Below are 26,243 nucleotides of genomic sequence, written 5' to 3'. Positions count from 1 at the left end.
GTATGCGGCAGGACCTCGAGCGAAGCGAGACAAGCGCAGGTAATAGCCCGCAGCTCATGGTGACGGGCGCCGATCTGCTGGCGGCGCGGCTACGGGCCGCCGGCGCGACCCACGCCTTCGGCATTCCCGGCGGCGAAGTGCTGGTCCTCGTCGATGCGCTGGAGCGGGCCGGCATCCGCTTCGAGCTCGCCAAGCACGAGAACGCCGCCGGCTTCATGGCCGAGGGGCTCTGGCATGCGACCGGCGCCTTGCCTGTCCTGGTCGCGACTCTGGGGCCCGGCGTCGCCAACGCGGTCAACGTCGTCGCCAATGCCCAGCAGGACCGCGTGCCGCTGATCTTCGTCACCGGCTGCGTCGACCAGGCCCTGGCCGAGAGCTACACGCATCAGGTCTTCGACCATCAGGCCGTGCTGCGGCCTCTGGTCAAGGCGAGTTTCCGTGCCGCGCCGGGCACCGAGGATCTGGTGGCCGAGAAGGCCGTGGCGGTCGCCCGGCGCGGTCGCCCCGGTCCGGTGCATATCGACCTGCCGATCTCGGTCGCCGAAGCGCGCACCTCTTGGCGAACACCGCCGATGACACCGGTGATGCAGCCTGCTGTCCCCGCCAATCTGAGTTTCGCCCGGGGTCTGATGGCGCAGGCGCAGAGGCCGCTGGTCATCGCCGGCCTCGACCTCGTCAACCAGGTTGGCGCCGCCGCACTCGATCGCTGTCTCCAACGGATCGGCGCGCCCCTGCTGACGACCTACAAGGCCAAGGGCCTTGTGCCGGAGGACGACGCGCGCGTCATTGGCGGCGTCGGACTGTCGCCGAAAGCCGATGCGATCGTCCGGCCGCTGATCGACGCCGCCGACCTGATCGTGCTCGCCGGTTATGATCCGATCGAGATGCGGCAGGGCTGGCGCAATCCCTGGCCCGACGGGAAATGCGTCATCGATATCGTCGCCGAGGACATGCCGCACGGGGTGCATGCGGCGACGCTGCGGCTCGAAGGCGATGTCGGCGCGATCCTCGATGCGTTGACCGATCGCCAGGCCGCCAAGGCAACATGGCCGGAGGGCGAGCCGGCGGAACTTCGCTCGCGCTTTCGCGCCGCCTTCGCCGCACCGTCCGCGTGGGGGCCGCATGCGGTCTTCGAGACCCTGCGCGAAGCCGCTCCGGCCGGCACCGTCGCGACCGCCGATTCCGGCGCGCACCGCATCCTGCTCAGCCAGATCTGGCGCTGCGACGGACCGCGCCAGCTGCTGCAATCGACCGGGCTGTGCACCATGGGCTGCGCACTGCCGCTCGCAACTGGCGCAGCGCTGGGTTCAGGCAAGCCGGTGCTGTGCTTCGTCGGCGATGCCGGGCTGGAGATGGTGCTGGGCGAACTCGCCACGCTGCGCGACCTGAAGCTGCCGGTCGTGATCACCGTCCTGGTCGATGAAAGCCTCGGGCTGATCGCGCTGAAGCAGCGTCAGCTCGGCCTGAAGCGTGCCGGAGTCGATTTCGGCGCGACCGATTTCGCTGCGGTCGCTCGGGCGATGGGCGGGCATGGCGTCACGGTCAGTGATCGCGAAGGCTTGCGGCGCGAGGCGCAGGCCGCCTTCCGGCGCGAAGGCTTCACCGTGCTCGCCTGCCGCATCGATGCCGCCGATTACGAGGGGGCGTTCTGATGAGTGTGGCTCACCGGACGTCCGAGAAGCGGTCGCGCGACGAACGGCTCGATCTCTTCCGCGGGCTGACCATGCTGATCATCTTCGTGGCGCATCTGCCGGCGAACAGCTGGAACGCCTTCATCCCTGCCCGCTTCGGTTTCTCCTCCGGGGCGGAGCTCTTCGTCTTCTGTTCGGGCTTTGCCAGCGCGCTTGCTTTCGGCAGCGTCTTCGTCCGGCGCGGCCTGCTGCTCGGCAGCGCGCGTATCGCCTACCGGATCTGGCAGGTCTACTGGGTCCAGCTCGGCCTCGTGCTGGCGGTGATCGCGCTCGCTGGCCTGCTGGATCATGCCTTCGGGATGGCCGAGCTGCCCAAGCAGTTCGCGCCGCTCGTCGCCGATCCCGCCGGGGCGATCGTCGGCCTCGTCACCCTGACCTGGCAGCCGGACTATCTCGACATCCTGCCGATGTATCTCGTCATCCTGGCACTGGTGCCGGTGATGATGGCGCTGCGCCGTCTGCAACCAATGCTGCCCTTCGCGCTGTCCGGATTGCTCTACGCGCTGACCTGGACGACCGATCTCAACCTGACCGGCAATCCCTGGAACGGCGCCGGCTGGTTCCTCAATCCCTTCGCCTGGCAGTTGATCTTCTTCATCGGCTTCTTCCTCGGGATGGGCTGGCTGCCGGCGCCGCGCCTTCGCGACCGGTGGCTGATGCTGGCCTGCGCCGCGATCCTGGTGTTCGCCGTGCCGCTGTCCTTCTGGGGCATCCTCGAACACTGGCCGGCGGTGCAGGCGCTGCGCGATCTCGTCCTGCCCGCGAGCGAGAAGAGCAATCTGCATCTCCTGCGTCCGCTGCACTTCCTCGCTCTGGCCTATCTCGTGCTGAGCCTGATCGAGCCGGTGCGCGACCGGCTCGACAGGGGCGTGGGCCATCTCCTCGTCCTGATCGGCCGGCAATCGCTCGCCGCCTTCCTCGCCAGCGTCGTCCTCGCCCGGCTCGCCGGCAGCACCGCCGAGCTGGCTGGACACAGCGAACCCGTGGTCGCGGCGCTCAACCTCGCCGGCTTTTCCCTGATCCTCGCCACGGCGGTGGTGGTCGGCTGGTTCAAGCGCGCGCCCTGGGCCGGGCCGGCGCCGAAGCCCGAGGCCAATCCGCTGTCCGAGCCGACCAGCGCCGGTCCGTCCATGCCTACACGCGTCCGTGAAGCGAGTTGATCGCCGTTTGATCGCCCGCCTGCGAACTCCCTGATGAGCGCTCGTCGAAAGCGCTGCAAAGGAGCCTGCCATGTACCACGACCTTTCCGGCGACCGTGTCACCGTCGCGAACGATGCCGCCAGGCTCGCCTGGAACGACACGCTCGAAGCGGTGCTGGCGCATGCCGCCGCGGCGCCGGATCACCTCGCCCGCACGCTTGCCGCCGATCCCGATTTCGCGCTTGCCCATGCCGCCAAGGGGCTGATGCTGATGTCGCTCGCCCGGGCCGAGCTGCTCGGCCCCGCATACGACTGTCTCGCCAGGGCGCGTACTGCCGTCGCGCAGCGGCCGGTGACGCCGCGCGAGCGCATGGTCATCGAAGCGCTTGCGCTTTGGCTTGGCGAGGCGCCGCGGCGAGCAGCCGAACAGCTCGAAGCGATCCTGAAAAGGCACCCCCACGACGTGCTGGCGCTGAAAATCTCGCATGGCATTCGCTTCATGCTCGGCGACCAGCGCGAGATGCTGGCGACCTTGCACCGCACCGCGCCCGGTTTCGGCGAGCACCACCCGCTCGCCGGCTATGTCCATGGTTGCTACGCCTTTGCTCTGGAGGAGCGTGGCCTCTATGCCGAGGCTGAGCGGGTCGGCCGTCGCGCCGTGTCCCTGAGCCCGCGCGACGCCTGGGGCCGCCACGCCGTCGCTCATGTCCTGGAGATGACGGGTCGTGTCGACGAGGGTATCGCCTGGCTCGGCGACAGTCGCACCTTCGCTCATGCCAACAATCTGCGCTTCCACATCTTCTGGCACCTCGCGCTGTTCCATCTCGAGCGCGGCGAGACCACCGAGGTGCTGCGCCTCTACGACGAGGAGATCCGGGCCGAGCAGACCGACGATTATCGCGACATCGCCAATGGTGCCTCGCTTCTCGCGCGGCTGACCTATGCCGGCGTCAATGTCGGCACGCGCTGGGAGGAGCTCGCTGCCAAGGCGGAAGGCCACGCCCAGGACGGCCGTCTCGTCTTCGCCGACCTGCACTATGCGCTCTCGCTGCTCGGCGCCGGCCGTCCTGACGGCGCCGAGGCGATCGCCCGCTGCCTCGTCCTCGATGCGCGGTCCCACCCCAGTGAAGAGCGCGCCGAGGCCGCCTATGCCGGCGCGCTCGCCGCCCTGGGCCTGATCGCGTTCAACGAAGGTGATCATGCCGAAGCGGCTCGCCGTCTCGGCACCGCTCGCGATCATCTCCTGGCCATCGGCGGCAGCCACGCCCAGCGCGACCTGTTCGAGCAGGTCTATGTCGAGAGCCTGATCCGCTCCGGCAATCACGACCGCGCTGCGGTTGTGCTGCGGCAACGCTTGGCCCGGCGTGGCGGTCACAACCGCTTCGCCAGCCGAAGGCTCGCAATGCTCGGAAAGTCTGCCGGCGGTCTCATCGCCGCGCTCGCCGTCGCATCGACCCCGCTCGCCATCGCCCATTGAACCCCGAAACCAGGGAGCCCACCGTCATGACCAGCGCCACCATGTCCCGCAGCCTCGCGCTGCCCTCCGCCCGCACAGTGCTCAATCTCGCGCTTGGCGGCTTCGCGGCTCTCGGCTTCTGGGAGCTGTTCTCGGCGGTGCCGACCGCCTGGTTCGCCGAATACCCGCTGGAGCCACCGGAGCTGGTCAAGTCGCTGTTCTCGCATCAATTCGGCCTGGCGCTGTCGACGCCGGTCGCCAAGCTGCTGCATTTCCTCACCGGCTTCCTGTTCTACCCGCTCGGCTACTGGCTGCTGACCCGCTGGGTGAAGAGCTTCGGCATGCCGGCCGATGGCTGGATCTGGGGCGTGATCACTTATTTCATCGCGCTCGGCTTCTTCGCCCCGCTCGCCGGCCAGCATTTCCTGCTCAGCGATGTGCCGCGCCTCTCGCTGATGAGCCTGATCGGCCACGCCATTTACGGCTATCTCGCCGCTTACGTCTTCGAAGCGCTCGAAGCGCGCTCGGCTTGACCGTCACCACAGGGAGAAACGCAATGTTCGACAGGCGCAGTTTCATCCGGATCGCGGTCGCAGCCTTTGCAGCTGCAATCGTAACAAACGGCGTCAGTGCCGACGAAACCCGTCCCGTCAACACGCTCGGCTCGCCCGACGGCATCGCGATCCGCGGCTACGATCCGGTCGCCTATTTCCGCGAGGGTGGCCCAAGGCTCGGCAAGGCGGAATTCTCGGTCAGTCATGCCGGCGCCACCTGGCGCTTCGCCAGTGCCGAGAACAAGGCTGCGTTCGAGGCACAGCCAGCGCGCTACCAGCCGGCCTATGGTGGCTTCTGCGCCTACGGCACCTCGCGCGGCTACCTGGTCAAGATCGAGCCGGAAGCTTGGTCGATCGTCGATGGCCGGCTCTACCTCAATTATGACCTCGGCGTCCGCAAGACTTGGGCCGGCAAGCCGAAGACATACATCACCCGCGCCGACGGCAACTGGCCGCGTCTGGGCAAGGCGGATATTCGCTAGGTAGCACGACCGTCCGCCGGCATTCGCTGTGCGCCAATTGCGGATGGAAGCCAGCTCGGGCTGACGAAGCTGAGCGTTGCACGATCGACCACTAGTCCCGCGGCAGGCTGCGGGCGGTGAAGTCGCAGGATTGCTGGGCGATCGCCGCGACGCGTTCGGCCAGCGGCGAGACATCGCCCTTGCGGTGCACCGCGTAGTAGCGCAGCGGCGGGATCGGCGGCTCGGTCCGGATGACGCGCAGCCGGCCGCGGGCGATCTCCGGCCCGAAATAGCTCGCGGTCAGGAAGGTGACGCCCAGCCCAGCGGCGGCGAGACCGGCCAGCACGTTCAGGCTGTTGCACTGGACGACGCGGTTGATCTGAAGCCCGTTTGCCACGGCCCAATCGAGCACCAACTTCTGGAGGCCGGAACCCTGTGTCTGGCTCAGGATCGGATAGCGCGCCATCTCGCCGAGTGGAATCGTATCCAACTCAGGACCGAAGCCCGGCGCCGACACCCATTCGAGCTGGACCGCGTCGAGCGGCAAGCTGGCGAAATCGGGACGCTGCGGCGGGTCGAGCGCGATAACGAGATCGAGCTCGTTGGCGCCGAGCTTGCCGAACAGGTCGACGCTGGCGGCGACTTCGGGAACCGGGATCACATTGGGGTAGTCGCGCTTCATCGCGACGATCAGCTTGGGCAGCCAGGTCAAGGCGACGAGCTCGGTCGCGCCGAACCGGAACGGGCCCGAGAAGGTCGCGGCCCCGCCCGCCGCCTCACGGAAGCGCGGCTCCAGTGCCAGCAACTCGGCCGCGATCGGCAGGCTCGCTTCGCCGGCCCGGGTCAGGCGCAAGGCGTGGTTGGAGCGGTCGAAGAGCGGGCCGGCGACGACGCTCTCGAGCTCGATGATCCGCTTCGACACCGTCGATTGCGCGAGGCTGAGATGGTGCGCAGCCTCGGTGAAACCTCCCAGCCTGGCCGTCCAGTAGAATGCCTCGATCTGCTTGAGGCTGGCCGATCTCATGATGCGTGTCCTCGCGTCCAGCAATCGACTGGTTATGAAGAAAAGCGATGCCTATCGAGAATTATATTCGCTTTCTGTCATCGTCGCTATGTCACATAATTTTTGCAATGGCGTCATCCGGGACAGAATCTTCCATGCCGTTGATCGGTCATCGCACTAATCCGAGCTCTCCCGCCGTTCCCGGCGTAGTCCTCGACGGGTTCCGCAACGCCGCGGTCTCGCTCATCTCCGATGTGATGAACCGACTGCATGGGACGAAGGCCTTGCGGCCCTATCATCGCTCCGGCGTGCTCGTCGGCACGGCGGTGACGGTCAAGACGCGGCCCGGCGACAATCAGACCCTGCACCGCGCCTATGAACTGCTGCGCGCCGGCGACGTCCTCGTCGTCGATGGCGGCGGCGACCTGACCCAGGCGCTGGTCGGCGAGATCATGATGAGCCGGGCTCGCGCCATGGGCGTCGCCGGCTTCGTCATCGACGGCGCGATCCGCGACGTCGATGCCTTCCTGCAGTCCGACTTCCCCTGCTACGCCCGCGGCGTCACCCATCGCGGCCCCTACAAGAGCGGGCCGGGCGAGATCAACGTGCCGGTCTCGATCGACGGCATGGTGGTGATGCCGGGCGATGTCGTGGTCGGCGACGCCGACGGCATCGTCGCCTTCGATCGAACCGATGCGGCCGAGCTCCTCATGTTGGTGCACCAGCAGGAAGAACGCGAGGCGAACGCCCTCGCCGCGATCGCCGAGGGCCGGATCGACACGTTCTACATGGGTGCCGGAAAGGCTGCGTCGTGACCGTTTCCGCGATACCGCTCTCGGCCCGGGTCGGCCGGATCAAGCCCTCGCCCAGCATGGTGGCGCGCATGCGTGCCCAGGAGCTCAAGGCGCAGGGTCGCGACATCATCGACCTCACCACCGGCGAGCCCGACTTCGATACGCCCCTTCATATCCAGCAGGCGACGACCGCGGCGATGGCAGCCGGCGAGACGCGCTACGCGCCGGTCAACGGTACGCCGCGCCTGCGCAAGGCGATCATCGCCAAGTTCGCGCGGGAGAACGGGGTGACCTACGCTGCCGACGAGATCGTCGTCGGCAGCGGCGCCAAGCAGGTGATCTTCAATGCGCTGGCGGCGACGGTGGGCGAGGGCGACGAGGTCGTCGTGCCGGCGCCCTATTGGGTGTCCTATCCCGACATGGTGCTGGCCTGCGACGGCACCCCAGTCATCGTCGCCTCCGGCGAGAATGCCGGCTTCAAGCTAACCGCCGAGGCACTCGAAGACGCGATCACGCCGCGCACGCGCTGGCTGCTTCTGAACACGCCGTCGAACCCGACCGGCGCCTTCTATTCGGCTGCCGAGATGACGGCGCTGACCGAGGTCCTGAAGCGCCACCCGCAGGTGGCGCTGATGACTGACGACATCTACGAGCACATTCGCTTCGACGGCGGGAAGCCGGTCTGCCCGGTGGCGCTCGCACCGGAATTGCGCGAGCGTACCTTGCTCGTCAACGGCGTCTCCAAGACCTATGCGATGACCGGCTTCCGGATCGGCTACGGGGCTGGGCCGAAGGGGCTGGTCAAGGCGATCAATATCATCCAGTCGCAGACGACGTCGGGCGCCGCCTCGATGTGCATGGCCGCGGCCGCGGCGGCGCTCGAAGGCGACCAGAGCTTCGTCGGCGAAGCGCGGGCCGCCTACCGCCAGCGGCGCGATCGCGCCGTCGAACTGCTCGACGCGATCGATGGCATGAGCTGCCTGAAGCCGGATGGCGCCTTCTATGTCTATCCGAGCTGCGCCGGGCTGATCGGCCGGCGCCGGCCGGACGGGCGGGTGCTCGAGAGCGATCTCGATGTCGCTCTCTATTTCCTCGAGGAAGCCGGTGTCGCCGTCCTCGACGGCTCGGCCTACGGGCTCTCGCCCTATCTGCGCCTGTCGATCGCGACCTCGCTTGCTGCGATCGAGGAGGCCTGCGCCCGCATCAGACGGGCGAGCGAAGTACTGCAACGATCATAAGAAGGGGATGACGATGAAGCTCTTTTCGGTTCTGGGCCTGACGGCTGTTCTCGCCGCCGGCCTCTGCGGCACCGCGCAAGCCGACCAGCTCGCCGACATCAAGGCGCGCGGCAAGCTGATCTGCGGCACGCTCGGCACTGCCGAGCCGTTCTCCTTCCAGCATCCGCAGACCCGCCAGATCGTCGGCTACGACGTCGACATCTGCCAGAAGGTCGCCGACGCCCTGGGCGTTTCGCTGGAGCTCAAGGGCATCGCGGTCGAAGCCCGCATCCCAGAGCTGCTGCAGGGCCGGGTCGACATCCTCGCTGCCAATCTCGGCTACACGCCGGAGCGCGCCCAGCAGATCGACTTCTCCCATTCCTATTTCGTCAGCCAGCAGAAGCTGCTGACGACCAAGGATTCCGGCATCACCACGCTGGAGGGCCTGGCCGGCAAGAAGGTGACCGCGATCAAGGGCTCGTCCTCCGAACAGGGCGTGCGCCGGCTGATCCCGACCGCCGAGACCGTGACCTTCCAGGACACCTCCTCGGCCTTCCTGGCGCTGGCGCAGGACAAGGTCGATGCGTTCTGCGGTTCCGAGCTGATCCTGGTGAAGCTCGCCAAGCAGTCGAAGGTGCCGATGCTGGTGATCGAGAAGTCGCTCTTCGTCGAGCCCTGGGGCCTTGGCCTGCGCAAGGGCGAGACCGCCTTCAAGGAACAGGTCAACGGCGTGCTCAGCAAGCTCGCGAGCTCCGGCGAGCTCGACACGATCTTCGGCAAATGGCTCGGCGAAGGCACCGCCTTCAACATCAAGCGCGACTACAAGGTCGAAGAGATCAAGAGCTGATCGCGCGGCGAGCGCCAGGGGGCGTGGTCGGATGGGCTATGTCTTCGATCTCGGCAGCGTGCTGAACGGGAAATATCTCGACTGGTTCCTGATCGGTCTTGCCACCACGCTGGCACTGACGGTCGCGGCTTGGTGCCTCGCCATGGCGATGGGGATCATCCTGACGCTCGTCCGGATGATCCCGTTCCCGCCGCTCGGCTGGTTCGTGGCGCTCTATGTCGAATACCACCGCAACGTGCCGCTGCTGGTCCAGATCTTCGTCTGGTATTTTGGCGTGCCCTCGCTGCTGCCGCGCCCGGCGCGGCAATGGATCAACGCCCATCACGGTGAATTCCTGCTGGCGGCGATCGCGCTCGGCCTCGCCGCCGCAGCCTATGTCGCCGAGGACATCCGCAGCGGCATCCGCTCGATCCCCAAGGCGCAATACGAGTCGGCCCGCTCGATCGGCTTCGGCTATCTCGGCGCCATGGGCTATGTCGTGCTGCCGCAGGCGCTGCGCATCGCCGTGCCGCCGCTGATCAACCAGACCTTGCTGCTGTTCAAGAACACCAGCCTCGCCATGGCGATCGGCGTCGGCGAACTGACCTACCGGACGCGCGAGGTCGAGAGCTACACCTTCAAGACCTTCGAGGCCTTCGCGGTCGCGACCGCGATCTACCTCGCCATCTCTTTCGGCATCATGGCGCTGGGCAGCTGGTCCGGCCACCGCCTCAAGCTCGAGACGCGCTGATGCTCGAGATCCTTGAGAACAACTGGCTGCTCTTTCTCGTCGGGCAGTACCCGCACGGGCCGATCGGCGGCCTCGCCATGACGCTGTTCATGGCCTCGATTTCGCTGGCGCTGTGCTTCCCCTTCGCCATCGCGCTGGCGCTGGCGCGCCTCAGCCCCTATCGCTGGCTGCGGCTGCCGGCGACCGCAATCGTGCACACGGTGCGCGGCCTGCCGCTGATCATGTTCATCTTCTGGACCTATTTCTTCTCGCCGCTGATCATCGGCCGGGCGGTCGGCGGGGTCGAGACGCTGGTGATCGCGCTCGTAATCTATGAAGCAGCTTATCTCTCCGAGATCATCCGCGCCGGCATCGAGGGCCTGCCCAAGGGCCAGGTCGAGGCGGCGACCTCGCTCGGCCTGCGCTACTGGCCGACAACCTTCAAGGTCGTGCTGCCGCAGGCGCTGCACAACATGCTGCCGAGCATGGTCAGCCAGTTCGTCTCGACCATCAAGGAGACCTCACTCGGCTATGTCATCAGCGCCCATGAGCTCACCTTCGCGGCGGCCCAGGTCAACAACGTCCTGCTGACTCAGCCCTTCGAGGTCTACGGCATCCTGGCGCTGACCTATTTCGCGCTCTGCTTCGCGCTGACTTCGCTGGCCCGCTTTATCGAGCGGCGTATCTCGGGCGACCGCGGCGGCACGCCCGGCGTCACCATTGCGGCATGAGGCTGGCATGATCCGCTTCGAGAACGTCGACAAATGGTTCGGGACGCTGCAGGTGCTGGCCGACGTCTCCGGAGAGGTCCGGCGCGGCGAGGTCAAGGTCCTGATTGGACCATCGGGTTCGGGCAAGTCGACCCTGATCCGCACCGTGACGCGGCTGGAGAAGGTCCAGGGCGGGCGCGTCTGCGTCGATGGCGCGGATGTCGCAGCACGCGGGCTCGACATCAACCGCCTGCGCCAGCGCGTCGGCTTCGTCTTCCAGGCCTACAACCTGTTCCCGCATCTCACTGCGCTCGGCAACATCACGCTGGGCCTGACCAAGTTGCGCGGCCTGTCCAAGGCGGCAGCACGCGAGCGCGCCATGGAAGAGCTCGCCCGCGTCGGGCTGACCGAGAAGGCGAACGAGATGCCCGGCCTGCTCTCGGGTGGCCAGCGTCAGCGCGTCGCCATCGCCCGCTCACTGGCGATGGACCCGGAGGTGATGCTGTTCGACGAGCCGACCTCGGCGCTCGATCCGGAGATGGTCGGCGAGGTGCTGGCCGCGATGAAGCGGCTCGCCGCCGGCGGCATGACCATGATCTGCGTCACCCACGAGATCGGTTTCGCCCGCGAGGTCGCGGACGAGATCTGGTTCATGGAGGCGGGGAGGGTGATCGAGCGCGGCAGGCCGGCGGAACTCGGCGACGCGGCAGCCTATCCGCGGCTCGCAGACTTCCTGCGCATGGTCGGTCACCACCGATAGATTCCGGCAGAGAGACGAAGGCCTTGTCGCGCACGACCGATGAGGTGTTCTCGGTCCCGATCGGCAGTCTGACCTCTGGCCGAAGGCCCAGAGGCGACGGCCTTCGGAAGGCCGACGTCGAGGTCATAGAATCCCAACTTGGTAGTGAAGGGAAATGCATCGAAAGGGCTACGCAAGCCCCTGTCAATGCTGAACTCTTTGACGCCGAAGCGAGAAAGAGTGGTGCCCAGGAGAGGACTCGAACCTCCACGCCCTTGCGAGCGCCAGCACCTGAAGCTGGTGCGTCTACCAATTCCGCCACCTGGGCAACGGCGGTTCGTTTACGGGGGCCGAACGCACCTGTCAACGGGCGAAGCCGGCTTTATTGGTAACACTGCATCTGCCCGTCCTCCGGCAACGTCTCGCTGCCTTCACAGCCGCGTTGCGATGCACTAGGACAGGCGCAGCGATCCCAGTTTTCAGCGCTTCCAAACGGAGCTTCGCGGCATCATGACGGTCCTGCCTCCCGCTTCGCAACTCGTCACGGTTTTCGGCGGCTCGGGCTTCCTCGGGCGGCATGTCGTGCGGGCGCTGGCGCGGCGCGGCTATCGTGTCCGCGCTGCGGTGCGCCGCCCCGATCTCGCCGGCTTCCTGCAGCCGCTTGGCACCGTCGGCCAGATCACCGCGGTGCAGGCCAATCTGCGCTACCCCGATTCGGTCGCGGCCGCTGTGAAGGGCGCCGATGCGGTGATCAACCTCGTCGGCATCATGCAGGAGAAGGGCCGGCAGAACTTCTCGTCGGTGCAGGCGCAGGGCGCGCGCACCGTCGCGCAGGCCTGCGCGACTTTCGGCGTCGACCGGCTGATCCAGGTCTCCGCGCTCGGCGCCAGCGCTGATTCGAAATCAGCCTATGCTCGCAGCAAGGCCGAGGGCGAGGTGGCCGTTCATGCTCTGGTCGAGCAGGCGATCGTGCTGCGCCCCTCGGTGATGTTCGGGCCGGAAGACACCTTCTTCAACCGCTTCGCTTCGCTGGTGCGCATGCTGCCGGTGCTACCGCTCGCCGGCGCCGAGACCAAATTCCAGCCGGTCTTCGTCGGCGACGTCGCCGAAGCGGTTGCTCGTGCCGTCGACGGCAAGCTCGAGGCCGGCAAGGTCTATGAGCTCGGCGGTCCGGAGGCGAAGACCCTGCGGGAACTGATCGGCTATGTCTGCGAGGTCACCGGTCGCAGGCGCCTGATCGCGCCGATGCCTTTCGGGCTCGCCCGCCTGCAGGGGCAGGTCCTCGAGATCGCGGACATGCTGACGCTCGGCCTTTTGCCGAAAGAGCTTATTCTGACGCGCGACCAGGTCCATCTGCTCGAGAGCGACAATGTCGTGTCCGAGACGGCGGAGAAGGAAGGCCGGACCCTGCGCGGGCTCGGCATCGCTCCGGTCTCGGCCGAGGCTGAGGTACCGGGCTATCTCTGGCGCTTCCGCAAGTCCGGCCAGTTCGACACCGCCCGCGCTGGCGGCTGACCCCGGTCACGGCACCAGCACAAGCTTGCCGGCCGTCTGCCGACTTTCGAGCGCGGCATGGGCGGCGCTCGCCTGTGCCAGCGGGAAGGTGCCGCCGGGCAGGAGCTTCAATTCGCCAGCGCTAGCCAGCGCGAACAGCTCGCCAAGATCCTGCGCGAGGCGCTCGGGCGCCAGATGCTGTAGGAGCGAGAAGCCGGCAATCGCGCGATTGCCGAAGATCAGGGCGTTCAACGCCTCTGCATCCGGCCGGAAATCGGCTATCGAGAGCGGGCCGTAAAGCACGAGACGTCCAAATGGCGCGAGCAAGGCGAGGCATTGCGCCGGGATGTCGCCGCCGGACGCATCGAAGATCAGGTCCGGACCTGCGCCGTCGGTTAGGGCACGGACCTGTTCCGGCCAATCGGGCCGTGTGTAGTCGACGCCCGCATCGGCGCCGATGTCCTGTGCCAGCGCGAGTTTCTCGTTCGAGCTCGCCATAGCGATCACGCGCTTCGCCCCGGCCCGCTTCGCCAACTGGACCAAAAGGCTGCCGACGCCGCCAGCCGCGGCGCTGATCAGGACGTTGCGCCCGGCGGCCGGATTGCTGCGCTGCAGATGCAGCGCGGTCAGGCCCTGCACCTGCAGCGCGGTAGCGGCCGCAAACGGCAGTGTCTCCGGCAAGTGCACGAGGACATCCGCGCTGACCGCGACATAGTCGGCGTAGCCGCCGCTCTGACGGTCTGCGAGATAAAGGGCTGCGGCGACGCGCTCGCCGACCGAAAACGTTGTGACGCCTTCCCCTAGAGCCGCGATGGTGCCGGCAATCTCGACACCGGGATTGAAGGGCAGGGGCGGTGTCACGACATAGCGGTCCTGCCGCATCAACACCTCGAAGAAATTGACGCCGACGGCGCCGACCGCGATGAGCACCTCGCCGGGGCCAGGCGAGGGCTGGTCGATCTCGACGGTCTCGAGCACGTCGGGGCCGCCGAAGCGGCTGTACTGGATGGCTTTCATGGCAGGCCTCACGCGAAGGGGCTGAACGTGAGGCGCGTTCTGGGCTAGGGTAGCGAGCGGTGGCTACACACCGATTTGTTCGCTGCAGACCAAGAGGTGAGCATGGCCGACCCGATGAAGCGCTTGCCGATGCTGCCGGTCGAGCGGGCGCTCAAGGTGATCTCCGGCCGCTGGAAGGCCGTGATCCTCTACCAGCTCTTCGACGGCCCCAAGCGCCTGTCGGAGCTGCAGAAGCGCATTCCGCCAATCACCCAGAAGGTGCTGATTCAGCAATTGCGCGAGATGGAAGAGCACGGCCTCGTCAGCCGCGAGATCTTCCGGCAGGTGCCGGCGCGCGTCGACTATGCGGCGACACCGCTTGGCCAGAGCCTCGCCCCGGTGATTGCAACGCTGTGCGACTGGGGCCGCCGCCATGCCGCCGATCTCGGCGAGCTCGACACCCTGTCCGAGTGCCGTTACCGCCCGGGCGAGCGTTCCGAGGCGGCCTGAAGCCGTCTCAAAGCATGCTGGGCAGGACGCGGTCCGGAGGCTTGTGCCCGTCCATGAAGGTCTTGATGTTGACGATGACCTTCTCGCCCATGTCGGCGCGGCCCTCATGCGTGGCCGAGCCCATATGCGGCAGCACGACGACGCGATGATTGCGCGCGAGCTTGAGCAGGCGCGGATTGACCGCCGGCTCGTGCTCGAACACGTCGAGGCCGGCGCCGGCGAGTTCGCCGGCCTCCAGCATGCGCGACAGCGCCGTCTCGTCGACGATCTCGCCGCGCGCCGTGTTCACCAGGATGGCGTCCGGCTTCATCAGCTTGAGCCGGCGGGCCGAGAGCAAATGATAGGTCGCCGGCGTATGCGGGCAGTTGACCGAGACGACGTCCATCCGTGCCAGCATCTGGTCGAGCGAATCCCAGTAGGTCGCGTCGAGCGCCTCCTCGATGCGGGCGTCGAGCCGGCGGCGGTTGTGGTAGTGGATCGAGAGGCCGAAGGCGGAGGCCCGCTTTGCCAGCGCCTGGCCGATCCGGCCCATGCCGACGATGCCGAGGCGCTTGCCGGTGATGCGACGGCCGAGCATCCAGTTCGGCGACCAGCCGCCCCACTCGTCGTCGGTGATGATGCGTGCGCCTTCGGCGATGCGGCGTGCCACGGCGAGGATCAGCGCCATCGTCATATCGGCGGTGTCGTCGGTCAGCACGCCCGGCGTGTTGGTCACGGTGATGCCGCGCTGCACGGCGCTGGCGACGTCGATATTGTCGACGCCATTGCCGAAATTGGCGATCAGGCGCAGCTGCTCGCCAGCCTGGGCGATCAAGCGGGCATCGATCTTGTCGGTCACGGTCGGGACCAGCACGTCGGCGGTCTTCATCGCCTCGACCAAAGCGGCCTGGCTCATCGGCGTGTCGTCGAGGTTGAGCCTGGCATCGAAGAGCTCGCGCATGCGCGTCTCGACCACGGCGGGCAGCTTGCGCGTGACGACGACCAGGGGCTTCTTCTTCGACATGGGCGGCTCCTTGAAGGCCCCTCAGGCTCCGATATTACTGGCGAGCGCCGGCTAGGCGCGACACCGTGGCTGCTTCGTCGCCATTCCGCCTCAACCCCCCATTAACCGAGGCACTTCAGGAATTGAGTCGGACAGTTTCGACGGACAGCAGCCGTTTCGTTGTCTAGCAGCGTTGCGGCGGAACACAACCTGACCCATTGGCGCGTAGTCGGCGCCGGGCAGGTCGAGGAGTGGGTTGAATGACGGTTCAGACGATGCGCGGCGCCGCCGGCCTTCTGCTCGCAGTGGGCCTGGCCCTGCTGGCGACGCGGAGCACTGCGCAGGAGGTCGCCGCCGGCCCCGTCTCCGGCCTGCCGTTGCCGCGCTATGTCAGCCTCAAATCGGACCGGGTCAATCTGCGCGAGGGCCCGTCGAAGGAGCATCGCACCAGCTGGGTTTTTCAGCGCGCTGGCCTGCCCGTCGAGATCACCGCCGAATTCGAGACCTGGCGGCGCGTGCGCGACGCCGACGGCACTGAAGGCTGGGTTCTGCACAGCCTGCTCTCGGGGCGGCGCACCGTGCTGGTCTCGCCCTGGTCGAAGAACAAGAACGAACCGTTTTCCCTGCGCGATGCCGCGAATGAGGGCGGGGCCGTGGTCGCGACCCTCGAGCCCGGCGTCATCGCCAATGTGCAGTCCTGCCAGAATGCCTGGTGCCGTGTCACGGTCAGCAAGATGTCGGGGTATATCCGGCAGGATCGGCTCTGGGGCGTCTATCCCAACGAAACCGTGCAGTAGCGCTTCGATCCGGGAAGCGCTGAACGGTCGGACCCGCCCCTGAACCAGGGGCTTCAGTCGGCGATCTTGCGCAGCCTGACCACGACATCGACCCGGCTGATCTCGTAACCTTCGGGCGCGGGCGGCAGTTCGGCGACGTCGATTGCCGAAGCCGGGATGTCGATCACCTTGTCCTCGCCGTCGACGACAAAATGGTGATGGTCGCTGTTGTCGGTGTCGAAGAAGGTCTTGGCGCCGTCGATCGCGAGCTCGCGCAGCAGGCCGGCCTCGGTGAACTGATGCAGCGTGTTGTAGACGGTCGCGAGCGAAACCGGCACGCGCGCCTTCATCGCTTCCTCGTAGAGGATCTCGGCGCTGACATGCCGATCCCCCTTGGCGAAGAGCAGCCAGCCGAGCGAGACGCGTTGACGGGTCGGTCTCAGGCCTACCCGGCGCAGCTTCTGGCGCACATCGTGGAAGGGGCAGCCCTGCCGCGCATCCGCTCCATTGCCCTCGTCCTGCGTCAGGCGGTCCATGCCTTGCGTCAACTCCTCATATCTTTCCCGGAATGGGAAAGCGCCAGCTTAGATTCGATGTAAGGCTTTGATCCCCTGGCCGCAAGCATCGCAGCGCCGCCGCCAGGACCTGCGAGAGACTAACACAGTGTCGCCGGCTGATCATCCACGGCCGCGCCGGCCTTGCGCCCTTCCGTTCCGCAGCGACGCTGTGTTAGGCACATTGCATCGGGGGTTGGCAGCCGAATGCATGGCGGCCGGAATGGAGTGAAGTCGGATATGGAGCGGCAATCGTCATTCAGCTACGAGGAAATCCTCGCTTGCGGGCGCGGTGAACTCTTCGGGCCGGGCAATGCGCAGCTGCCGCTGCCGCCGATGCTGATGTTCGATCGTATCGCCGAAATCAGCGAGGATGGCGGTCCGCACGGCAAGGGCCTCGTCCGTGCCGAGTTCGACATTCGCCCGGACCTCTGGTTCTTCGATTGCCATTTCAAGGGCGATCCGGTCATGCCGGGCTGCCTCGGGCTCGACGCGCTCTGGCAGCTCACCGGTTTCTTCCTTGGCTGGCTCGGCCTGCCGGGTCGTGGCCGGGCGCTCGGCGTTGGCGAGGTCAAGTTCGCCGACCAGGTGCTGCCCTCCGTCAAGCGCGTCGTCTACGGCGTCGACTTCAAGCGCGTCTTCAAGTCCAAGCTCGTCCTCGGCATCGCCGATGGCTGGCTCGAAGCCGACGGCAAGCGTATCTATACGGTCTCGGATATGCGCGTCGGCTTGTTCAAGCCCGAAGCGGCCTGAGCCAAACCAGCCGGATCGGGATGCGGAAAAGTGGCAGCCGCTTTTCCGCAGGGACGCCGCTCTAAAATATTAGAATCGATGGCGTTTGCGATTTTGGACCCTTCTTGTCCGGAATCATCGTGATCGAGGTGTCTTGCGTTCGCCGTCCGCGCGGTCCATTTGCGCAGGTATCGACTGAACGAGGGTCCGGGGCTGGCCTCCCGGCCTGTCACCAAAGAGCCGGAGAAGCAGCATGAGACGCGTTGTGGTCACCGGGATGGGCATCGTCTCGTCCATCGGCAACAATACGCAGGAAGTGCTGGCCTCGCTGCGCGAGGCCAAGTCCGGCATCTCCTATGTACCGGATTTCGCCGAGCACGGCTTCCGCAGCCGCGTCGCCGGCGTGCCCTCGCTCGACCCCGCGACCGTGCTCGATCGCCGCGCCATGCGCTTCCATGGCGGCGGCTCGGCCTGGAACCAGGTCGCGATGGAGCAGGCCATCCGCGACGCCGGGCTGGAAGAAAAAGAAATCAGCCATGAGCGCACCGGCATCATCATGGGGTCGGGCGGCCCCTCGACCCGTGCGCTGATCGATGCCTATGACAAGGCCCGCGAGAGCGGCTCGTCCAAGAAGGTCGGCCCGTTCGCAGTGCCCAAGGGTATGTCCTCGACCGCTTCGGCGACGCTTGCCACCTGGTTCAAGATCAAGGGCGTCAATTATTCGATCTCCTCGGCCTGCGCGACCTCGAACCATTGCATCGGCAATGCCTATGAGCTGATCCAGTGGGGCAAGCAGGACGTGATCTTCGCCGGCGGCTGCGAGGAACTCGACTGGACGCTCTCCGTGCTGTTCGACGCGATGGGCGCGATGTCGTCCGACTTCAACGAGACGCCTGCGGTCGCCTCGCGTGCTTATGACGCGAAGCGCGACGGCTTCGTCATCGCCGGCGGCGCCGGTGTCGTCGTGCTGGAGGAACTCGAGCACGCCAAGGCCCGCGGCGCCCGCATCTATGGCGAGGTCGTCGGCTATGGCGCGACCTCGGACGGCTATGACATGGTCGCGCCCTCGGGCGAGGGCGCCGAGCGCTGCATGCGGATGGCGCTTGATGGCGTGAAGGCTAAGGTCGACTACATCAACCCGCATGGCACCTCGACCCCGGTTGGCGACGCCAAGGAGATAGAGGCGATCCGCGCGGTCTTCGGCGCCGGCGACAAGAGCCCGCCGATCTCGGCGACCAAGTCGCTGACCGGCCATTCGCTTGGCGCCACCGGCGTACAGGAGGCGATCTACTCGCTGCTGATGCTCAACAACGACTTCGTCGCCGAGAGCGCCCATATCGAGGAGCTCGACCCGGCCTTCGCGGACATGCCGATCGTGCGCAAGCGCATCGACAATGCCGGTCTCGGCTGCGTGCTCTCCAACTCGTTCGGTTTTGGCGGCACCAACGCCACGATCGTAATGAAGCGCCTGGAAGCCTGAGGCCGCCATGCTCTTCATGGTGATCGAACATTTCGACCAGGCGCGGGTGAAGGAGATCTATGCCCGCTTCCACGAGAAGGGCCGGATGATCCCTGACGGGCTGACCTATGTCGACAGCTGGATTTCGGCCGATTTTGCGCGCTGCTTCCAGGTGATGCAGTGCGACGACGTCACCAAGCTGCAGGAATGGGTGCTGGCCTGGGGCGACCTCGCCCGCTTCGAGATCGTGCCGCTCGCGGCCTCGAAGGATACGGCGGCGGCGGTGAAGAAGCATTTGTAGCGAGCGGGCCTGCCGCTTAATGGTTGGAGAGCGCTTCTAACCACGCCATAGAATTCCCATCCCTTTCCGAGTTCCGGAAATCCGCCCGAGACAGGCTCATGCTCCCCTTGATGCACAACAAGCGCGGCCTCGTCATGGGCGTGGCCAACCAGAACTCGATCGCCTGGGGCATCGCCCGGACTCTGCACGCGCATGGCGCCGAGATGGCCTTTACCTATCAGGGCGATGCGCTCGGCAAGCGCGTCAAGCCGCTCGCCGAGAGCATCGGCTCGAAGCTTGTGATTCCCTGCGACGTCGAGGACGTCTCGACGGTCGATGCTGCCTTCGCCGCGATCGACGAGGCCTGGGGCGGTGACCCGGAGCGCAACACGCTCGACTTCCTGATCCACGCCATCGGCTTCTCCGACAAGAACGAGCTCAAGGGGCTCTATGCCGACACCACCCGCGAGAATTTCTCGCGGACGATGGTGATCTCCTGCTTCTCGTTCACGGAAGTCGCGAAGCGCGCTGCCGAGCGCATGCCGCAGGGCGGCAGCATGATCACGCTGACCTATAGCGGCTCGACCCGCGTGATGCCGAACTACAATGTCATGGGTGTCGCCAAGGCAGCGCTGGAAGCCAGCATGCGTTACCTCGCCGCCGATTACGGGCCGAAGGGCATTCGTGTAAATGCGCTCTCTCCCGGGCCGGTGCGCACCCTTGCCGGCGCCGGTATCTCCGATGCACGCGCCATGTACTCCTGGCAGCGTGCCAACTCGCCGCTGCGCAAGTCCGTGACGCTGGAGGAGATCGGCGGTTCGGCGCTGTATTATCTCTCGGACCTGTCCGGTGGGGTGACCGGCGACATCCATCATATCGATGCCGGTTATCACATCACCTCGATGCCCGTGCTGGATGGTCTGCGCGCCGCCGATACCGGCAACGGCGACTGAGTCAGCCAAGGCCTTCCGCCGACCGCGCGGCAGGACTATCCTCCCCACCGGTGGAACCTGGGGCGCATGCCGTCGGTTCGATCAGTGAGCCATGGAGGACGCTCATGGTCATGGTGAAATACGAGATCGTCCAGCACGATGGCGGCTGGGCCTACAAGGTCGGCGACGCCCTCTCCGAAACCTTCCGCTCGCATGATGCGGCGCTCAAGGCGGCCAATAAGGCTGCCGCCCGCCAGAAGCGGCCGGGCGTCACCGACGGCATCGTCTATCAGGATGCGAAGGGCGAGTGGCACGAAGAGCTGGCCGATGGCCGTGACCGGCCCAATACCCGGATCGTCGATGGCGGCTGAGGCTGCGCCTCACCTCTGCGTGAAAAAGGTCAGCAGCACTTTGCCTTTCTCGCCGATGAGGCAGAGGAAGCGGCGCGGCTTGTCGGATTTGTCGGTCTTCAGATAGGCCTCGCCCATCAGGATGCGCGTGATCGGCGTCGTCTCGACCTTCGTCTCCGCGACCGCGATCGTCAGCCCATCCTCGTCGATGAAGATGTCCTTGATCTCCGGCTCGCGCGCGGTTAGCGCCGCCATTGCCGTCGATTTGCAGGCGGCAAGCTCGGGCGAGGCCGGCTTCTCGACTGGCGCGGGAGATGCCGGTGAGGCGTCCTGGGCGAGCGCCGGGGCGGCCAGGAAAGCGAGCAGCGCAGTCGTACAGGCGGTTTTGCGGAGCATGTGAACCTCGGTTGTTGCCGAGGTTCAAACGCGCGGTCGCGGTTCTGGTTCAGATCAGGCAGCCAGCGCCTGCTGGAGATCGGCGATCAGGTCGTCGGCGTGCTCCAGGCCGATCGAGAGGCGGATCAGCCCGTCGCTGACGCCCATGCTGGCGCGAACCTCCGGCGTGAAGCGCTGATGGGTCGTTGTCGCCGGATGCACGATCAGGCTCTTGGCGTCGCCGAGATTGTTGGAGATCCGGATCAGCCTGAGCTTGTTGAGGAAACGGAAGGCGGCGTCTTTGCCACCCGCGACCTCGAAGGCGATCAGCGTCGAGGGGCCGCTCATCTGCTTCGCGATGATCTCGGCCTGCGGATGGTCAGGGTCGCCGATGAAGGCGACATGCGGCAGTTCCTTGCGGCCCTTCAGCCACGCAGCGACCACAGTCGCGCTCTCGGCCTGGCGGCGGACGCGCAGGGGCAGCGTCTCCAGCGCCTTCAGCATCACCCAGGCATTGAAGGGCGACATGGCCGGGCCGGTCTGGCGCAGGAAGGTCTGGATATCTCCCTCGATCAGCTCCTTCGAGCCGAGCACGAGGCCGCCGAGGCAGCGACCCTGACCGTCGATGTGCTTGGTGGCGGAATAGGCGACGAGATCGGCGCCGAGTTCGAGCGGACGCTGGAACAGCGGCGTCGCGAAGACATTGTCGACGATCAGCTTGGCACCGGCCTCCCTGGCGATCGCAGCGACCGCGGCGATGTCGATCACCTCCAGCGTCGGGTTTGCCGGGCTTTCGAGGAAGAAGGCCTTGGTGTTCGGCCTGACGGCGGCGCGCCAGGCGGCAAGGTCGGTGCCGTCGACCAGCGTCGACTGAACGCCATAGCGCGGCAGATGGTCCTCGACGATGTAGCGACAGGAACCGAACAGCGCGCGTGCCGCGACGACATGGTCGCCGGCCCGCACCAGGCTCGACAGCGCCGCGGTGACGGCGGCCATGCCGGTCGCGGTGGCGCGGCAGGCTTCGGCGCCTTCGAAGGCGGCCATGCGCTGCTCCAGCATGGTGACGCTCGGATTGGAGAAGCGGGCGTACTGGAAGCCCGGATCCTTGTTGAGGAAGCGCGCCTCGCACTGCTCGGCGCTGTCGTAGACATGGCCTTGCGTCAGGAACAGCGCTTCCGAGGTCTCACCGAACTGCGAGCGCAGCGTGCCGGCATGGACCAGTCGGGTCTCGGGGTGGAGCGCTGCTGCGCTAGTCGCATCGTTCGCCATGATAGGTCGCCCGTTCCGTTCTATATAACGGACGAAGGGAATATCACTGTCGATTGCGTTCGTAAAGGCGAACGAAATTTCCTTTTGGGGAACGTTGGATTGCGGCAGTCAGCGGCGATCGGAGCCAGCTTGCGAACCAAGGCGTCATCTGAAATCGACTGCGACCAACGCTGATGGGATCGTCTTCAGGCTTGTCGCCCCCAGGCCTCCGACTGTTCCTTCTTGATCATCTCCTCGGCACTGGCTGGGCGCACGGTGCGATAGGCGGGTTTATCCGCCTCGATCACTTCGATGATGGCCTGGATCATTTCTGCTGGATCGTGCTGACGGTTGAGCTCACGCACGGGCCAGTGCTCGACGATGCGCTCGCCTTGTCCCCACCATTGGTCCATGCTTTCCATGCCGGTGTCGTTGAAACCGGTCCGAAAGGCGCCGGGGTTCACCGTGACGACTTCGACCCCGTAAGGTTTGAGTTCTTCATGCATCGCCGAGCAGATGCCTTCGACCGCGTGTTTCGAGGCTGCATAAGCGCCGTCGAAAGGCACCTTCACCAGCCCAGCGACCGAGGATGTCCAGACGATTCGTCCGGAGCCGCGCTTCACCATGATGCGCGCAAAGCTTTGCGCAAGCTCAAGCGCGGCAAAGACATTCGTCTCGAAGACCGAGCGGAATACGGTCATCGGAATCTCGACCAGAGGCCCCGATTCCATGATCCCCGCATTATTGAACAGGACGTCTACATCGAGGCTGATGGCGTTTCTCCGGTCGATCTCGTTGAGCACGTCGAGTTTGATGACCTGTATGTCGACGTCCTCTGCCCTGGCGGCGTTCCGAAGCTCCCAGACTTGCGGCCAGATTTGGCAGCCGGCGATGACCTTGTGTCCATGTCTTGCGAGCCCCCACGCCACCCCGCGGCCAAAGCCGGATGCAGCCCCTGTGATGAGAACTGTCTTGACCATGCCGTTTTGCCTCCCAGGTCTTGCGTATTAGCCTTCGATGTCGCCGTTGCGGATCGCCACCCTGACTGCTTGGGCTGTCGTCGTGACCCCAAGGCGCTGCCGTGCCCGGCGCAGATGGTTTTCGACGGTGCGCTCCGACAAGCCGAGTGTTGCGGCGATATCGATCTGACGGCGACCGGCGGCTGTCCAGGCGAGAACCTCGCGCTCACGTTCCGAGAGTCTCTTGCCGGTATCGTTGGTCGGCAGTTCTAACAATCTGCGGGCGGCAAGAAAGGCTGCGATTGCCACCGTTGCCAGCGCCAGCCGAGCTTGAGGCGAGGCATCGATGCGCTCTCCGCCGAGGCTTACCGCTCCTTCGAGTCCGAGCGGGCCGAAGACCGGAACTTGCAGGCCGTGGATGCCGCCGCCGCGAGGTATGCGGACGACGCGATAGCGCTCTCCGTTCTCCTCACTGACCTTGGTCCAGAAGAACGGTTCCCGTGCTTCGATGACGTGCCGGGTTACCGGGCAGAGACGAATATACGTCTCCGTATCGACATTTTCTGCGTTGTCGAACCAGTCCCCCTCGACCCAGTAAATCCGCTCGATGACGTCGCTTCGGGCGGGCGAGGCGGAGAACATCACGAAGCGGTCATATCCGAGCGGGTGTGCGCAGGTGCGAACCACCTGCTCTATCGCCAAGAGGGTTTCGCTGTTCTCTATGTCGAGAGCAGCGCGGAACACCATCTCGGCCTGCAGCGGCTTCACCCCGCCGCGACCTCTTCGAGCAGCGCACTGGCCGCGAGCTTGCCGAGTGCATTGCCCGCGAGCGGGCTGTCGCCGGTCAGCAGCTTGCGATCCCGGTAGGTCATGCCGGAGATGTCGGTGTTGATGATCTCGATGCCGAGCGCCTGCAGTTTCTTACCGAAGGCCCAGGTCAGGTGGCCGGGCATGTAACCTATATCGGGCGTCTTTGCGTCGAGGCTGTCGGGGAAGGCACAGATCTTGTAGCCGTTGTAGATGTAGCTCTCCTTCGTGGTCCCGGTGCCTGCAGCGAGGAAGGCGGCCGGCCCATGGCACAGCGAGATCACGAACTTGTCCTTCGCGGCGGCCCATTCGAGGACAGCCTTGACCTCTTCGCTCGCTGGCAACCCGATCAGTGCGCCATGGCCACCAGGGATGAAGACGGCGATATAATCGGATGTGTCACCGAGTGCCTGCTTGACCACATCCGACAGCTTCAGTGGCTGCTTGAACCGGTCGCGATACTTTGCAAATAGCCCTTTCACCTCGTCATCTTGGGATGGCATTGCCCAGAGTTCGAACTTGACGGGATTGCCGGACAAGGTCGCGATGTCGAAGGAGAATCCCGCTTTGTCTAGATGGTACATCGGCAGCAATGTCTCCACGGGGTGGTTCCCGGTCGAGAACATCGTGCCGTTATCGGTCAGCAGGTAGCGCTCATCGGCGCCGATCAGTAGGATCTTCCAACGCCCGTCAGCATAAGGCGCCGGATAGTCCGCGCCCTCGAGATTGGATTTCGGCGCAGTGAACTGACTGAGGGAATAAGGAGAGGGAAAGAACGCGTTGTCCTCAGCCTGATCCGGGGTCGGGCGCTTGTCGGGGGATTGCGAGTCGGCCATGGCTTCCTCCGTCGTTGCAGGCGATTGCTACTGCCAAACCTAAGAGGTCGTCGTTCGGCGACAATGAGGGATTTCCCTCAACCATAGCAAGGCGCCTTCGGAACGCAGTCAGGCGAGTCAAATCGCCGCGCCGTCGGCAACGATGTCCGCGCCGAGATCGACGCGCACCGCCCGCACGATCTCCGCCTCGGCTTCTGCCCCGCGCCGGCGTGGATGGGCTGCCGAAATCCGGTGCTCGGCGATGATCTGGCCCGGTGCTCCGGAGAGCACCACGACCCGGTCAGCGAGATAGGCCGCCTCGTCGATGTCATGGGTGACGAACAGCACGGTCTTGCCCGTGCGCTGCCAGACGCGGATCAATTCGTCCTGCAAGGTCTCGCGCGTCAGCGCGTCGAGTGCCGAGAACGGTTCGTCCATCAGCAGGATCTCAGGCTCGACCGCGAGCGCCCGCGCCAGCGAGACGCGCTGGCGTTGGCCGCCGGAGAGCTGGTGCGGCCAGCGCTGGGCCAAGGGCCCGAGGCCGACAAGATCGAGCGTCTCCTGCGCCTTGGCGAGGCGTTCCGCTCTCGGCTTCTGACCTTCCAGCCCGAAGCCGACATTGGCGATCACCTTGCGCCAGGGCAGCAGCCGCGAATCCTGGAAGACCAGTGCGACCGGCCGCCTTGTATTGTCCTTGGCGTTGATCACGACCTCGCCGCCGCTCGGCTTGGCGAGGCCGGCGATGACGCGCAGCAGCGTCGACTTGCCGACGCCCGACGGGCCAACAATGGCAAGGAACTCGCCGCGCGAGACCTTGAGATTCAGCTTGTGCAGCACCTCGGTCGCTTCGCCGTCGCGGGTGAAGGTGAGCGACAGTTCCTTGATGTCGATCACGCTTTCCAACGCAGTACCCATCCCTGGAAAGCGACGAACAGCGTGTCGAGCAGGCCGTACAGCGCCGCCATGGTCAGCATGTAGATCACCACGAGATCGGTCGCGAGCAGGCTGGAAGCCTGCATCATGCGCTGGCCGACACCGGCAACGCCGAAGATCTCGGCCGCGACCACCGCCATCCAGGCTTGGCCGAGCGCAGTGCGTACGCCGACGAGGATGCCGGGCATCGCCGCCGGCAGCAGGATTTTGACCAATCGCTGGAAGGGCGAGCGGAAGCCGAAGGCGTCGGCGACCTCGATCAGGTCGCGATCGACGCCGCGGATAGCGCCCTGCGCTGCGAAGAAAACGATCCAGAACACGCCGATCGCGATGATGAACACCGCCGCCTGCGGATTGACGCCGAACCAGATGATCGCGAACGGCACCCAGGCGAGGCCGGGGATCGGCCGCAGCAGCCGGACCACCCAGGCGGTCGTCTCCTCGGCGATCCTCGACATGCCGGTCAGCACGCCGAGCGCGATGCCGAGGCCGGCACCGGTGATGAGGCCGATGAAGTAGTGGCCGAGCGAGCCCATGATGGCCGTGAGCCAGGCGCCGGACCTCACTTCGCGCAGGAAGGCGCTCGGCAGGGCGCTCGGTCCTGGCAGGAAGGCCGGGTTGACCAGGCCGAAATAGGGGATCGCCTCCCACAGCAAGAGGAAGGCGATGAGGCCCGTCAGGGCGAGGGCCGGAGCCCGCAGTGAACGCAAATCGGTAGTCC

At 65.9% G+C, this 26,243-nt stretch carries 30 protein-coding genes and 1 tRNA gene; 19 read left to right on the top strand and 12 right to left on the bottom strand.

The window, feature by feature from the left end; genetic code table 11:
• Nucleotides 1–2: 2 nt before the first annotated feature.
• The 5 genes from BLM15_RS17790 (at nucleotide 3) to BLM15_RS17770 (ending at nucleotide 5,322) form a co-directional block, all read left to right on the top strand.
• Nucleotides 3–1,652, top strand: a complete 1,650-nt coding sequence (locus tag BLM15_RS17790; RefSeq protein WP_206438533.1) for a thiamine pyrophosphate-binding protein — start codon at nucleotides 3–5, stop codon at nucleotides 1,650–1,652.
• Nucleotides 1,652–2,851, top strand: a complete 1,200-nt coding sequence (locus BLM15_RS17785; RefSeq protein ID WP_126114003.1) for an OpgC family protein — start codon at nucleotides 1,652–1,654, stop codon at nucleotides 2,849–2,851. Before BLM15_RS17790 ends, BLM15_RS17785 begins: the two co-directional genes overlap by 1 nt.
• 70 nt (nucleotides 2,852–2,921) lie before the next feature.
• Nucleotides 2,922–4,307 (top strand): tetratricopeptide repeat protein, encoded by a 1,386-nt coding sequence (locus BLM15_RS17780; RefSeq protein ID WP_126114002.1) that lies wholly within the window; start codon nucleotides 2,922–2,924, stop codon nucleotides 4,305–4,307.
• Between the two features lie 26 nt (nucleotides 4,308–4,333).
• Nucleotides 4,334–4,819, top strand: coding sequence for a hypothetical protein (locus tag BLM15_RS17775; RefSeq protein WP_126114001.1), 486 nt, complete (start codon nucleotides 4,334–4,336; stop codon nucleotides 4,817–4,819).
• Between the two features lie 23 nt (nucleotides 4,820–4,842).
• Nucleotides 4,843–5,322 (top strand): YHS domain-containing (seleno)protein, encoded by a 480-nt coding sequence (locus BLM15_RS17770; protein WP_126114000.1) that lies wholly within the window; start codon nucleotides 4,843–4,845, stop codon nucleotides 5,320–5,322.
• 91 nt (nucleotides 5,323–5,413) lie between these two features.
• On the opposite strand, the gene BLM15_RS17765 is transcribed toward BLM15_RS17770, so the two are convergent.
• Nucleotides 5,414–6,325 (bottom strand): LysR family transcriptional regulator, encoded by a 912-nt coding sequence (locus BLM15_RS17765; RefSeq protein ID WP_126113999.1) that lies wholly within the window; start codon nucleotides 6,323–6,325, stop codon nucleotides 5,414–5,416.
• Nucleotides 6,326–6,459: 134 nt separating this feature from the next.
• Here BLM15_RS17765 and BLM15_RS17760 point away from each other — a divergent pair, with 134 nt between their 5' ends.
• From BLM15_RS17760 to BLM15_RS17735, 6 genes are read left to right on the top strand one after another with little or no spacing between them, the layout of a single operon-like run.
• The gene (locus BLM15_RS17760; RefSeq protein WP_126113998.1) at nucleotides 6,460–7,119 is read left to right on the top strand and encodes an RraA family protein; all 660 of its coding nucleotides are present in this window, start codon (nucleotides 6,460–6,462) and stop codon (nucleotides 7,117–7,119) included.
• Nucleotides 7,120–7,175: 56 nt separating this feature from the next.
• Nucleotides 7,176–8,336 carry an aminotransferase class I/II-fold pyridoxal phosphate-dependent enzyme gene (locus BLM15_RS17755; protein WP_206438680.1) on the top strand — a complete coding sequence of 387 codons (1,161 nt, stop codon included), beginning with the start codon at nucleotides 7,176–7,178 and terminating at the stop codon, nucleotides 8,334–8,336.
• Nucleotides 8,337–8,349: 13 nt separating this feature from the next.
• Nucleotides 8,350–9,162 carry an ABC transporter substrate-binding protein gene (locus BLM15_RS17750; protein ID WP_126113996.1) on the top strand — a complete coding sequence of 271 codons (813 nt, stop codon included), beginning with the start codon at nucleotides 8,350–8,352 and terminating at the stop codon, nucleotides 9,160–9,162.
• 31 nt (nucleotides 9,163–9,193) lie between these two features.
• Nucleotides 9,194–9,892 (top strand): amino acid ABC transporter permease, encoded by a 699-nt coding sequence (locus BLM15_RS17745; protein ID WP_126113995.1) that lies wholly within the window; start codon nucleotides 9,194–9,196, stop codon nucleotides 9,890–9,892.
• Nucleotides 9,892–10,602 (top strand): amino acid ABC transporter permease, encoded by a 711-nt coding sequence (locus BLM15_RS17740; RefSeq protein ID WP_126113994.1) that lies wholly within the window; start codon nucleotides 9,892–9,894, stop codon nucleotides 10,600–10,602. Before BLM15_RS17745 ends, BLM15_RS17740 begins: the two co-directional genes overlap by 1 nt.
• Before the next feature lie 7 nt (nucleotides 10,603–10,609).
• Entirely contained in the window at nucleotides 10,610–11,341 is a 732-nt protein-coding gene (locus BLM15_RS17735) for an amino acid ABC transporter ATP-binding protein (protein WP_126113993.1), read from the top strand.
• A gap of 220 nt (nucleotides 11,342–11,561) precedes the next feature.
• Here the strand turns inward: BLM15_RS17735 and BLM15_RS17730 are convergent.
• Nucleotides 11,562–11,648, bottom strand: a tRNA-Leu gene (locus BLM15_RS17730).
• 182 nt (nucleotides 11,649–11,830) lie between these two features.
• Between BLM15_RS17730 and BLM15_RS17725 the strand changes: the two genes are divergently transcribed.
• Nucleotides 11,831–12,835 (top strand): complex I NDUFA9 subunit family protein, encoded by a 1,005-nt coding sequence (locus BLM15_RS17725; RefSeq protein WP_126113992.1) that lies wholly within the window; start codon nucleotides 11,831–11,833, stop codon nucleotides 12,833–12,835.
• Between the two features lie 6 nt (nucleotides 12,836–12,841).
• Here BLM15_RS17725 and BLM15_RS17720 read toward each other — a convergent pair whose 3' ends face one another.
• Nucleotides 12,842–13,831, bottom strand: a complete 990-nt coding sequence (locus tag BLM15_RS17720; protein WP_126113991.1) for a quinone oxidoreductase family protein — start codon at nucleotides 13,829–13,831, stop codon at nucleotides 12,842–12,844.
• Nucleotides 13,832–13,933: 102 nt separating this feature from the next.
• Here BLM15_RS17720 and BLM15_RS17715 point away from each other — a divergent pair, with 102 nt between their 5' ends.
• A complete protein-coding gene (locus BLM15_RS17715; protein ID WP_126113990.1) occupies nucleotides 13,934–14,320 on the top strand; it encodes a winged helix-turn-helix transcriptional regulator in 387 nt (128 codons plus the stop codon).
• 7 nt (nucleotides 14,321–14,327) lie between these two features.
• Here BLM15_RS17715 and BLM15_RS17710 read toward each other — a convergent pair whose 3' ends face one another.
• A complete protein-coding gene (locus BLM15_RS17710) occupies nucleotides 14,328–15,323 on the bottom strand; it encodes a 2-hydroxyacid dehydrogenase (protein ID WP_126113989.1) in 996 nt (331 codons plus the stop codon).
• 239 nt (nucleotides 15,324–15,562) lie between these two features.
• Here BLM15_RS17710 and BLM15_RS17705 point away from each other — a divergent pair, with 239 nt between their 5' ends.
• Nucleotides 15,563–16,099: an SH3 domain-containing protein gene (locus tag BLM15_RS17705; protein ID WP_236846336.1), complete on the top strand. Its 537-nt coding sequence runs from the start codon at nucleotides 15,563–15,565 to the stop codon at nucleotides 16,097–16,099.
• 53 nt (nucleotides 16,100–16,152) lie between these two features.
• Here the strand turns inward: BLM15_RS17705 and irrA are convergent, their stop codons facing one another.
• Nucleotides 16,153–16,614: an iron response transcriptional regulator IrrA gene (gene irrA, locus BLM15_RS17700; protein WP_126113988.1), complete on the bottom strand. Its 462-nt coding sequence runs from the start codon at nucleotides 16,612–16,614 to the stop codon at nucleotides 16,153–16,155.
• A gap of 258 nt (nucleotides 16,615–16,872) precedes the next feature.
• Between irrA and fabA the strand changes: the two genes are divergently transcribed.
• The 5 genes from fabA (at nucleotide 16,873) to BLM15_RS17675 (ending at nucleotide 20,406) form a co-directional block, all read left to right on the top strand.
• The gene (gene fabA, locus BLM15_RS17695; protein WP_110490985.1) at nucleotides 16,873–17,385 is read left to right on the top strand and encodes a 3-hydroxyacyl-[acyl-carrier-protein] dehydratase FabA; all 513 of its coding nucleotides are present in this window, start codon (nucleotides 16,873–16,875) and stop codon (nucleotides 17,383–17,385) included.
• A gap of 232 nt (nucleotides 17,386–17,617) precedes the next feature.
• Nucleotides 17,618–18,844, top strand: a complete 1,227-nt coding sequence (gene fabB, locus BLM15_RS17690; RefSeq protein ID WP_126113987.1) for a beta-ketoacyl-ACP synthase I — start codon at nucleotides 17,618–17,620, stop codon at nucleotides 18,842–18,844.
• Nucleotides 18,845–18,851: 7 nt separating this feature from the next.
• On the top strand, nucleotides 18,852–19,124 hold the full coding sequence (locus BLM15_RS17685) for a DUF3303 domain-containing protein (protein WP_126113986.1): 273 nt from the start codon (nucleotides 18,852–18,854) through the stop codon (nucleotides 19,122–19,124).
• A gap of 98 nt (nucleotides 19,125–19,222) precedes the next feature.
• Complete coding sequence (gene fabI, locus BLM15_RS17680; RefSeq protein ID WP_126113985.1) at nucleotides 19,223–20,056, top strand: enoyl-ACP reductase FabI; 834 nt, start codon at nucleotides 19,223–19,225, stop codon at nucleotides 20,054–20,056.
• Between the two features lie 104 nt (nucleotides 20,057–20,160).
• Nucleotides 20,161–20,406 (top strand): DUF2188 domain-containing protein, encoded by a 246-nt coding sequence (locus tag BLM15_RS17675; RefSeq protein WP_126113984.1) that lies wholly within the window; start codon nucleotides 20,161–20,163, stop codon nucleotides 20,404–20,406.
• A gap of 9 nt (nucleotides 20,407–20,415) precedes the next feature.
• On the opposite strand, the gene BLM15_RS17670 is transcribed toward BLM15_RS17675, so the two are convergent.
• The 7 genes from BLM15_RS17670 to BLM15_RS17640 all read right to left on the bottom strand — a co-directional run bounded on the left by BLM15_RS17670 (nucleotide 20,416) and on the right by BLM15_RS17640 (nucleotide 26,232).
• The gene (locus BLM15_RS17670) at nucleotides 20,416–20,781 is read right to left on the bottom strand and encodes a hypothetical protein (protein WP_126113983.1); all 366 of its coding nucleotides are present in this window, start codon (nucleotides 20,779–20,781) and stop codon (nucleotides 20,416–20,418) included.
• 54 nt (nucleotides 20,782–20,835) lie between these two features.
• Complete coding sequence (locus tag BLM15_RS17665; RefSeq protein ID WP_126113982.1) at nucleotides 20,836–22,029, bottom strand: O-succinylhomoserine sulfhydrylase; 1,194 nt, start codon at nucleotides 22,027–22,029, stop codon at nucleotides 20,836–20,838.
• Between the two features lie 185 nt (nucleotides 22,030–22,214).
• The gene (locus BLM15_RS17660; RefSeq protein ID WP_126113981.1) at nucleotides 22,215–22,988 is read right to left on the bottom strand and encodes an SDR family oxidoreductase; all 774 of its coding nucleotides are present in this window, start codon (nucleotides 22,986–22,988) and stop codon (nucleotides 22,215–22,217) included.
• 27 nt (nucleotides 22,989–23,015) lie between these two features.
• Nucleotides 23,016–23,735, bottom strand: a complete 720-nt coding sequence (locus tag BLM15_RS17655; protein WP_236846335.1) for a PA1136 family autoinducer-binding transcriptional regulator — start codon at nucleotides 23,733–23,735, stop codon at nucleotides 23,016–23,018.
• Complete coding sequence (hchA, locus tag BLM15_RS17650; protein ID WP_126113980.1) at nucleotides 23,732–24,610, bottom strand: glyoxalase III HchA; 879 nt, start codon at nucleotides 24,608–24,610, stop codon at nucleotides 23,732–23,734. Before hchA ends, BLM15_RS17655 begins: the two co-directional genes overlap by 4 nt.
• 117 nt (nucleotides 24,611–24,727) lie before the next feature.
• Nucleotides 24,728–25,504 carry an ABC transporter ATP-binding protein gene (locus BLM15_RS17645; RefSeq protein ID WP_126113979.1) on the bottom strand — a complete coding sequence of 259 codons (777 nt, stop codon included), beginning with the start codon at nucleotides 25,502–25,504 and terminating at the stop codon, nucleotides 24,728–24,730.
• A complete protein-coding gene (locus BLM15_RS17640; RefSeq protein ID WP_126113978.1) occupies nucleotides 25,480–26,232 on the bottom strand; it encodes an ABC transporter permease in 753 nt (250 codons plus the stop codon). Before BLM15_RS17640 ends, BLM15_RS17645 begins: the two co-directional genes overlap by 25 nt.
• Nucleotides 26,233–26,243 lie beyond the last annotated feature (11 nt).

The organism is Bosea sp. Tri-49 (assembly GCF_003952665.1).
Lineage (GTDB): Bacteria > Pseudomonadota > Alphaproteobacteria > Rhizobiales > Beijerinckiaceae > Allobosea.
This window is presented reverse-complemented; position numbering and strand designations above follow the sequence as displayed.